This window comes from Algibacter sp. (assembly GCF_049667265.1).
Taxonomy (GTDB): Bacteria; Bacteroidota; Bacteroidia; order Flavobacteriales; family Flavobacteriaceae; genus Algibacter_B.
Genome location: NZ_JBATHX010000125.1, coordinates 1 through 8,675, shown reverse-complemented (window position 1 = coordinate 8,675; position 8,675 = coordinate 1). Strand labels below are relative to the sequence as shown.

The 8,675-nt window shown below is 33.2% G+C and carries 7 protein-coding genes; all 7 read right to left on the bottom strand.

The genetic code is table 11. The features are described from left to right. A partial coding sequence (locus WBN21_RS04415) for an FAD-dependent oxidoreductase (protein ID WP_424198078.1) occupies positions 1–656 on the bottom strand: 656 nt, incomplete at its 3' end. 153 nt (positions 657–809) lie between these two features. Then, complete coding sequence (gene gldN, locus WBN21_RS04410) at positions 810–1,700, bottom strand: gliding motility protein GldN (RefSeq protein ID WP_424198077.1); 891 nt, start codon at positions 1,698–1,700, stop codon at positions 810–812. Positions 1,701–1,766: 66 nt separating this feature from the next. Then, positions 1,767–3,329 carry a gliding motility protein GldM gene (gene gldM / locus WBN21_RS04405; protein WP_424198076.1) on the bottom strand — a complete coding sequence of 521 codons (1,563 nt, stop codon included), beginning with the start codon at positions 3,327–3,329 and terminating at the stop codon, positions 1,767–1,769. Between the two features lie 60 nt (positions 3,330–3,389). After that, positions 3,390–4,025: a gliding motility protein GldL gene (gldL, locus tag WBN21_RS04400; RefSeq protein ID WP_424198075.1), complete on the bottom strand. Its 636-nt coding sequence runs from the start codon at positions 4,023–4,025 to the stop codon at positions 3,390–3,392. Between the two features lie 90 nt (positions 4,026–4,115). Beyond that, a complete protein-coding gene (gene gldK, locus WBN21_RS04395; RefSeq protein WP_424198079.1) occupies positions 4,116–5,486 on the bottom strand; it encodes a gliding motility lipoprotein GldK in 1,371 nt (456 codons plus the stop codon). Positions 5,487–5,644: 158 nt separating this feature from the next. After that, positions 5,645–6,811: a formimidoylglutamase gene (locus tag WBN21_RS04390; protein ID WP_424198074.1), complete on the bottom strand. Its 1,167-nt coding sequence runs from the start codon at positions 6,809–6,811 to the stop codon at positions 5,645–5,647. 3 nt (positions 6,812–6,814) lie between these two features. Next, a partial coding sequence (locus WBN21_RS04385) for a DNA topoisomerase (RefSeq protein ID WP_424198073.1) occupies positions 6,815–8,675 on the bottom strand: 1,861 nt, incomplete at its 5' end.

Sequence of the window (8,675 nt, the reverse complement as noted above, 5' to 3'; positions counted from 1 at the left end):
GCGTGAATAGTCAATAGTTCTCCTTTAGCAGGATTTAGAGGTAACCTATTAAAAAATGGATTTTCACTTATACCAGAACCTTCGGCAAATACAATATATTCGGCATTAATATTTTGATAAGAAACAGCACCCTCGTTCAATTCCAAGTCTTTATAATTAAACTGAGATTCAATTAACAGGTTCTCACTTATTAATTCAATTTTATAAGCTTCAATCATGGTTTTTACATCAATCCTACCTGTTTCTAAAACTTCACCAAAACCAAACGGCGCATCAACAGCAACATTTTCGTTTTTAATAATTTTTGTAGAAAGATATCTTGATAATAACGGCTTATCGGAAGCTGCAATCCAATCGTTTTGCTCTTCAAGAGACGCAAATTTTCTATAAACTGGCATTTTATAGTCCAGTTTAATATTAAGTCTATTTTCAATGTTTGCATAAATTGGCAAAGCTAAATCTAATTGCTCAGTACTTTTCCAAACCGATGTAAAACGTTTTAATACCACGGGATTATATAACCCACCGGCAACTGTAGACGATTGCTGAGAGCCATCATCAAACACCACAAACGTTTTTCCATTTGCTTTTAGGTGCTCACAAAAACTAATTCCGGCAATTCCAATACCAACAATAATATAATCTACTTGTGTCATACGTTGCGAAGATAGGTAGTTTTTAATTTACTCTTTAAGGATTCTGTTTCATTAAAATTAAAAAAAATAGCCCTAAAGTTCCCTAGTAACATAAAAAAAACGCCCACTTAAAAAAGTGAGCGTTTTATAATTAAACTTTTAGATTATTATGGCTTAATAAGTCCACATGTCTAATTCAAAATCTCTAATCTTATCTTTAATCCTTTCAGATTCAAGTAATTGCATTAGAGCGTTTTGAGATACATATTCTGAAATTGCCCTATCACCTTGTACATTTTCTTCTCTATAAATGTAACCTTGAAAACGCCTTGCATTCAACACGTGATCAAAAGAAAATGGCATAGAACTGTTTGAATCGTTAAATGACTTTGCTTCGTGTAACACTTCTCTAGCATCTGGGAAAAACACCCAAAATAAAGGTACTAAATCAGGCTCAGCGTCATCAATAAAGTTAACATCTGGCGCTACTGGAGCAATTCCTAACAACCTGTACTTCATTTCTGCTTGACGTTTATCAAAATACCAAAGTCCTTTTAAATGGTATTCTTTAATATCCGCCGCTGAAATTTCTCTTCTATTAATAAACTCAGCAGATAATGTTTCGCCAGCATTTATTTGCTCAATACCATACTCTGTAGTATCAACCATTTGTAATGCAGCCTCAATATCTTTTAAAGTACGTTTTGTTGTAAAATAAGAATCATCATAGATGTTTTTTATTTTCCCGTTTTTAATGTTCTTCATAAGCACATCATACAACGACCTTCTATCACTACCAATATTGTTTGTGTCAATTGGGTAGTAAAGTGGGAAGTTTGCACGTTCATCAAGAACTACTTTTTCCCAAGTCATTTTAGAAAACAAGATATCTCTATCATCAACATAACCATATTCTAATGGCTTGTCATTGTCAACTGCTTTTTGAGCTTCAGTTCTTACTCCTATTTCATCAGGACTTTTAGCGTTTAGAATGTTAGCTTGTGCAAACATGCTAGATACTGTAAAAATAGCAGCAACGGTTAATAAAAAACTTTTTAGTTTCATCTTAATTATTATTTTTCTTTTAATTATTAGAGATGGTCTTTTATTAGACCATCTCTAATAGTTTTTCTAATTTGTAAGTTCTATAAAAACTGGTGATACTTTTTTAAGTATAACACTTACACCACTAGCTTTTGCTTCAATATCAAATATTTGAACTCCAGAGCCTCTTTTTGCTTTACTTAAAGCAGCTTTTGCTCTACTATCTAACTTACTTCCATTAACATTTATTGTAGGCTGTCCAGGAACTTTAAATTTAAATCCTGTAACCTTTAATGGTAATTCAAAATCAAAATCTTCAAATTTCGCACCAATTGTAGAGATTTCAAGACTATTACGTTGCATTGTAATTGCACCGTCTTCACCTCTTACAGTACCAGTTGGTTTTGGTAAATCTTTAATTCTGAATTTAGCATTATCACTAACTTTTCCGCCATCTGGTAAAGTACCAGTTACGTTAATAGTTACCTCTCTACCTTGAACTCTTGTAGCATCCATAACATAACTACTACCAGAACTTCTAGATAATCCTTGAGCACTAGCCGTGACTTTATTATCTGGAATACCAGCAAAAGAAATAGTCATTGGGTTTTTAACACCTCTATAAACTACGTTCATTTTATCTGCTGATATAGTTGCTGAATTTGGTTTTGCAACCGTTGCAAATGATGATTTTACAGGTACTTCAATTTCTTCACCATCTTGTGCGAAGATTAATTTACCTTCAATTTTATGTTCACCAACGCCGCCAGCTCCAATTAATAATTTTACTTTACCATCTTCAATAGCATATTGCTTATCAGAAAGTTTTCTACCATCTAAAGTTAATTCAACTCTACTAGGTTTTGTAGATGCATCTTTACGACCTAATACAATTTGTCCATCAAATTTCTCACCGTTAAAGTAAGCCGATTTGGATGTTTCCATTAAGGTAGTATAGTTTGTCATAGACACCTCACTAGAAAGTGTTCCTTGCAACATATTTGATAACACTTGAGATTCAGTTGTTTTAATATCAGCTTGAAGTTGTGTCATTTTGGTTAAAGAAGCTACTAACGGAAATCCTTTGTAGTGGTAGTTTAACCATGCATCTTTAATACCATCTCTGTTTTTAACTTCATCAGTATTAAATTTTTTGTTAACTTCTTCAATTACAGACTCCATTCCTTTTTCACCAGCTAATATGCTAGCTACTCCTTCTCTAAAGTTTTTCATTTGAGTTAAAAACTCTTGACCATCAACATTTATTTTACCGCCTTTAAAGAAATGTTCATCTAGGTAATCACCTTTATCCATAATCTCATAATCCGTAGGATCTTCGATTTTAGCGGTCATTTTTCCTTTTAAATCTTCTAAATAAGCATCAAAATCATGTGCTAGTTTATCAATTGCGTCTGCTTTTGCTTTTAAAGGCTTGTATTTTTCTGGTTGTCCTTCAGCTTTTAAATCTAAACTTGCAACAAAACTAGCATTTCTAGATTCTGTAGCTTCGTTTGATTCTGTAAGCTTTTCGTTCATTAATCCGAAGGCTGAAAGCACTTCTTTCGACATATTTAATGCTAGCATTGCTATGAATATTAAATACATCAGATTAATCATCTTCTGTCTTGGTGATAAATTATTTCCTGCCATGTTTATTAGGTTTTTTTTGGTTAATTAAATTAATTTGGGATTATTTATTAACGCTCCTAATTATTTACTCATTGCAGATAACATTCCACCATACACACCATTTAAAGATGATAAGTTAGACGCTAAAGATTGCATTTGTTCTTTTAATTTTGCTGCATTTTCTACAGACTCTTCATTGATAGTTTGTTGCTTACTAGCACTATCTAATTGAACTTTGTATAAGCTATTTAAAGATTCCATTTGAGCTGCCGCTAATGATAATTCCTCACCATATTTCTTAGATGCTTCAACAGAATCAACTGTAGAAGACATGTTTTTAGCTGCACCTTCAAAACCTCTGATGCTTTCTCCTAAACTAGAGATTAATTCACCATCAATTTTAGCTTCTTTTAATAAGTTATCTAATTTTTGAGACAATAAACCTTGAGCATCTTCTTTTCCTGCTTTGTTCATTGCTTGTCCTCCAGCTAATTCTGGATATACTAAAGACCAATCCAATTCATCATCAACAGGTTCAAACGCTGATAATGCGAATATAATTGCTTCTGTTACAAGACCAATGGTTAACATGACGTTACCCGTTAATGGTCCAATTTCAAAGTGAATAATTTTGAATAGTGCACCAACAATTACAATTGCTGCTCCTAATCCGTACGCCATGTTCATGAATCTTTTACTTGTTTTTGACTTTGCCATAATTTTCGATTTTTAATTTTAAGTAGGTTTTCTTTTTTACTTAAGTAGGTTAATTAATAGTATTTATTATTATTGATTTGGGTTAAAAATTTAATTACCGTTTTTTGTTACTGCTGTCCCCATATAATCTTGAACGGTTCTGAATCCTATATAACTTCTTGCAGAATCTGCATATTCGTAATCTCTTGAACTTACTTGTAAAAAGTATGCTACATCTTTCCATGAACCACCTCTAACAATTTTTCGCTTGTTGCTTTCATCGTTTACACTAGGATTTATACTTGATGTATATTCATATGATGAAGGATCGTATGATGCATTCACCCATTCTGAAACATTTCCAGCCATATTATATAAGTTATAATCATTTGGTTCATAAGATTTTGCTTCAACTGTATATAATGCTTGGTCTGCCGCATAATCACCTCTAACTGGTTTAAAGTTTGCCATAAAACAACCTCTATCACTTTTTGTATAAGGTCCACCCCATGGGTAAGTTGCAGCTTGTAAACCACCTCTTGCAGAATATTCCCATTCAGCTTCAGATGGTAATCTAAACGTATTTACCATTTGAGCGCCTTTTTTAGCTTTCTGGTATGTGTTTTTGTTAATCGTTCGCCACTCACAAAATGCTTTTGCTTGTTTCCAAGTTACACCAACAACTGGATAATCGCTATATGCATCATGCCAGAAATAATCGTTATGCATCGGTTCGTTATAAGAATATGCGAAATCTCTAATCCAAACTGTCGTATCAGGATAGATTTCTAATTCTTCTTTTATAATAACATCTTTACGTTTTACACCTCTATTTCTTGCAGCTTCTTGAATATCCATGTGGCTGTATTGAAATTTAAATTTCGTTACATCCCAAGTACGTTGACCATTATAAGATTCCTCTAAAGGCAAATACATGGTATCCATAACTTCAGCATAGTACTCATCTAGATATTCCGAAGTATCATGAATTAAATCAATATCCTTGTTTATTTTTCTTCCTTCGTAACCAGTTGGTCCTAAACCTGTATAATTATCATACATGTATTTTTCATAAACCGACATGTTTTCTGGATCTGCATCACTAAAGGCAAACTCACCAATAGTTCCTTCATCTGCTGGAGTTAAACCAACCTCATCAGCCAAAACTGCTAATTTCATTCTTACTATTGAGTCTCTTACCCAATTAACAAACTGGCGATACTCGCTATTTGTTATTTCAGTTGCATCCATATAAATGGCTCTTACAGTAACTGTTTTTGACGGTGCATCCATCACACCAGCAAGATCGTCATCTGCTTTACCCATTATAAAAGCTCCACCTGGAATAAGCTCCATACCATAAGGTTTTTCTGGATGCCATTTTTTTCCTTGAACACCAACTAGTTCGCCTCTATCTTTTGAGCCGCAACTTGCTAACATTGCAAATAGTGTAGTTAGTAATATAAACTTCTTAATATCCATAGAAAACTTGAGGTTAATTATTTTATGCATCATTTTTGAGAGCGTAAACATATTTATATATTTTTAATAAAACAACTTTTTACCTAAAAAAATAACATTTCGTCGTGAAAAAATGTCATTTCACCGATGATATTGGTATTTCAACTAATCTAAACCCATTACACGCTATTCTTCTGTAACGCTTTATACCAGCGGTCGGGCACCTTATTATTACAAGCATCTAAATAATCTTGATGCATGCATGGTAATAACGTATGTCTTTTTAATTTATTATTTACATCTGCTAAAAAAGGAATTTCAATCCACCATCTTCCTGTTTTATTGCTTTTGTAAAAAATTAACTCCTCAGATTCCACTAAAGTAATATACTTTTGGTAGTTTCTTTCATCTGAAAAATCATCGTCTTTAACTCTATAATTTACGCCTTCAATAAAATACCATAATATTTGAGCGACTAGCATGGATGTAAGTTCGTCATCCTTTGATGGCTTATATTCATAAATCCCAAATGAAGATACTTTATTACTTATTCCTGCATAACGTGCAATGGCGCAAATTTCTTTTCCATCTAAACCATTTGGCGAATATTTTTGTTTAACACTAACCTCCGAACCTTTTATCGATGTTAAATCAATACTAACAATATTAGCATCTCGCAATACGGGTTCAACAATTGTAATATCCTTTGAAACAGTTCCTAGTCTATAGTATTCAAAATACAAATTGTCCATCAAATCTATTTCTTCTTGCGAATTAAAATAAGTTTGATACCCAATGGTTGAATAATTAAATAGGTTGTATGGCTGATTTAAAATAATTTTCCCAACAAAACTATTGTTTTTTATAGGCTTTGTTGAATCTCCAAGATTAAATTGAGCATCAATATTTACAATATTAACCATTGGAATTAAGGAATCGTAGGCTCTATAATTAGCGTAAGTTAAATCTTGAGAACCACCCAAAATTATTGGAATAATTTTTTTTTCAACCAAAAGTGAGATGGCCTCTTTTAAAGCAAAGTAAGTGTCTTCAACACTTTCACCTTTATTAATATCGCCTAAATCGGCTACTAAGGTGTTCCAACTTCCTGGAAATAGACCGTAAAAAGACTTTCTAATTTCATTAAGCTGAAATTCTTCACCAATATAATTTACATCATTTCTATTTTCTAAAACCCCAATAATAGCAACATCTACACCTTCTAAATCAGGAAAACCATGTTGGGCAGAATGTATTCTAAGTTTTCTTCCAAGCGCTTGAGCAGACAATAGCTCATTATGCGCTAAAACCGAATCTGAAACTGGAGATAAAAAATTAAAATTCATGACTTAATTCTTCTTTTTAGCTGGAGCTTTCTTTTTTGCCGCAGTTTTTCTTTTGGTGGCCTTTTTCTTTGGCGCATTGGCCTCGATAATAGCTTTTGCTTCTTCTAAAGTCATTTTAGAAACATCTACCGTTTTTGCAAGCTCTACTTTCACTTTACCTTTTAAAACGTTATGACGTCCCCAACGGGCCTTTTCAACACGAATGCCTTCATCTTCCCAGTTATGAATCACCTTATCTATTTCCTTCTGAATTTTTGTTTCAATTAATTCGACAATATCTTCATCAGATAATTCATCCCAATCATATTTTTTATTCACATTGATAAACATATTGTTCCATTTTATAAATGGTCCAAAACGCCCTTTACCTTTTTGTACAGGTAAATCTTTATAAATATAAATAGGTGCGTCTGCTTTTTGCTTTTCTTTTATTAAAATAATAGCGTCATCAAGTTCTACACTTAATGGATCTGTACCTCTTGGCAGCGATACAAAAGCATCACCAAATTTTACATACGGCCCAAAACGTCCATTATTCACTAAAATTTCTTCACCTTTATATTCACCAAGGTTTTTAGGAAGCTGGAATAAATCCATAGCTTCTTCATAAGTAATGCTACCTAATTGTTGGTCTGGACTTAAACTTGCAAATTGCGGCTTTTCTTCATCATCAACAGTTCCTATTTGAACCATAGGTCCAAACTTCCCTAATCGTACACTTACGCGTTTACCAGTTTGTGGGTCTTCACCTAAAATACGCTCACCAGATTCTCTATCAGCATTTTCTTTTACATCTTCAACAATAGGATGAAAGCCTTTATAGAAATCTTTCATCATTTTTGTCCAATCTTCATTGCCTTCAGCAATTTCATCAAAATCGGCTTCTACTTTTGCAGTAAAATTATAATCTAAAATTTGTTCAAAATGAGTTACTAAAAAATCGGTTACAATCATTCCAATATCTGTTGGAACTAATTTCCCTTTATCTGAACCTACTTTTTCAGAAAGTGTTTTTTCTTTTACTGAACCTATTTGTAAAGTAAGTTGAGAATAATTTCGTTCTTCACCTTCAACCATTCCCTTTTCAACATAATTTCTATTTTGAATGGTCGAAATAGTTGGCGCATAAGTTGACGGACGTCCAATACCTAGTTCTTCTAGCTTTTTAACTAAAGAAGCCTCAGTATATCGCGCTGGGGGACGTGTGTAACGTTCTGTTGCCGTGATGTAATTATTTAGCAATGTTTCGTTGGTTTTCATTGCTGGAAGCATACCATCTTGCTCAACATCCTCATCATCAGTACCTTCTAAATACACCTTTAAAAATCCATCAAAAGTGATAACCTCTCCATTTGCTGTAAAGGTTTCTTTATGCGTCGATGCACTTATTTTTACATTAGTTCGTTCTAATTCGGCCTCACTCATTTGCGAAGCAATGGCGCGTTTCCAAATTAAATCGTACAAACGAGCTTGATCTCTATCGATAGTAACTGAATTTGTAGCAAAATTTGTTGGACGAATGGCCTCATGCGCTTCTTGTGCACCTTTAGCTTTTCCTTTATAATTTCTTGGTTTGCTATATTCCTTTCCGTAGGCCTCTTTAATTTCTGCCTCGGCTCCTTTTTTAGCTTCTTCAGATAAATTGACACTATCTGTTCTCATATAAGTAATTAAACCCGCTTCATAAAGACGTTGCGCCATAGTCATGGTTTTACTTACTGAAAAATATAATTTACGTGATGCTTCTTGTTGTAAAGTAGATGTTGTAAATGGTGCAGCAGGAGATTTTTTTGCAGGTTTTTTTTGTAAATCTGAAACCTTAAAATCAGCTGATGCATTTTGCTCCAAGAATTTTTGAGCTTCT

What these genes read in the sequence shown, in the direction of transcription:
- gldN (WP_424198077.1), bottom strand. Translation starts at nt 1,700, where the DNA reads ATGAAACTAAAAAGTTTTTTATTAACCGTTGCTGCTATTTTTACAGTA.
- gldK (WP_424198079.1), bottom strand. Translation starts at nt 5,486, where the DNA reads ATGGATATTAAGAAGTTTATATTACTAACTACACTATTTGCAATGTTA.
- WBN21_RS04390 (WP_424198074.1), bottom strand. Translation starts at nt 6,811, where the DNA reads ATGAATTTTAATTTTTTATCTCCAGTTTCAGATTCGGTTTTAGCGCAT.
- gldM (WP_424198076.1), bottom strand. Translation starts at nt 3,329, where the DNA reads ATGGCAGGAAATAATTTATCACCAAGACAGAAGATGATTAATCTGATG.
- gldL (WP_424198075.1), bottom strand. Translation starts at nt 4,025, where the DNA reads ATGGCAAAGTCAAAAACAAGTAAAAGATTCATGAACATGGCGTACGGA.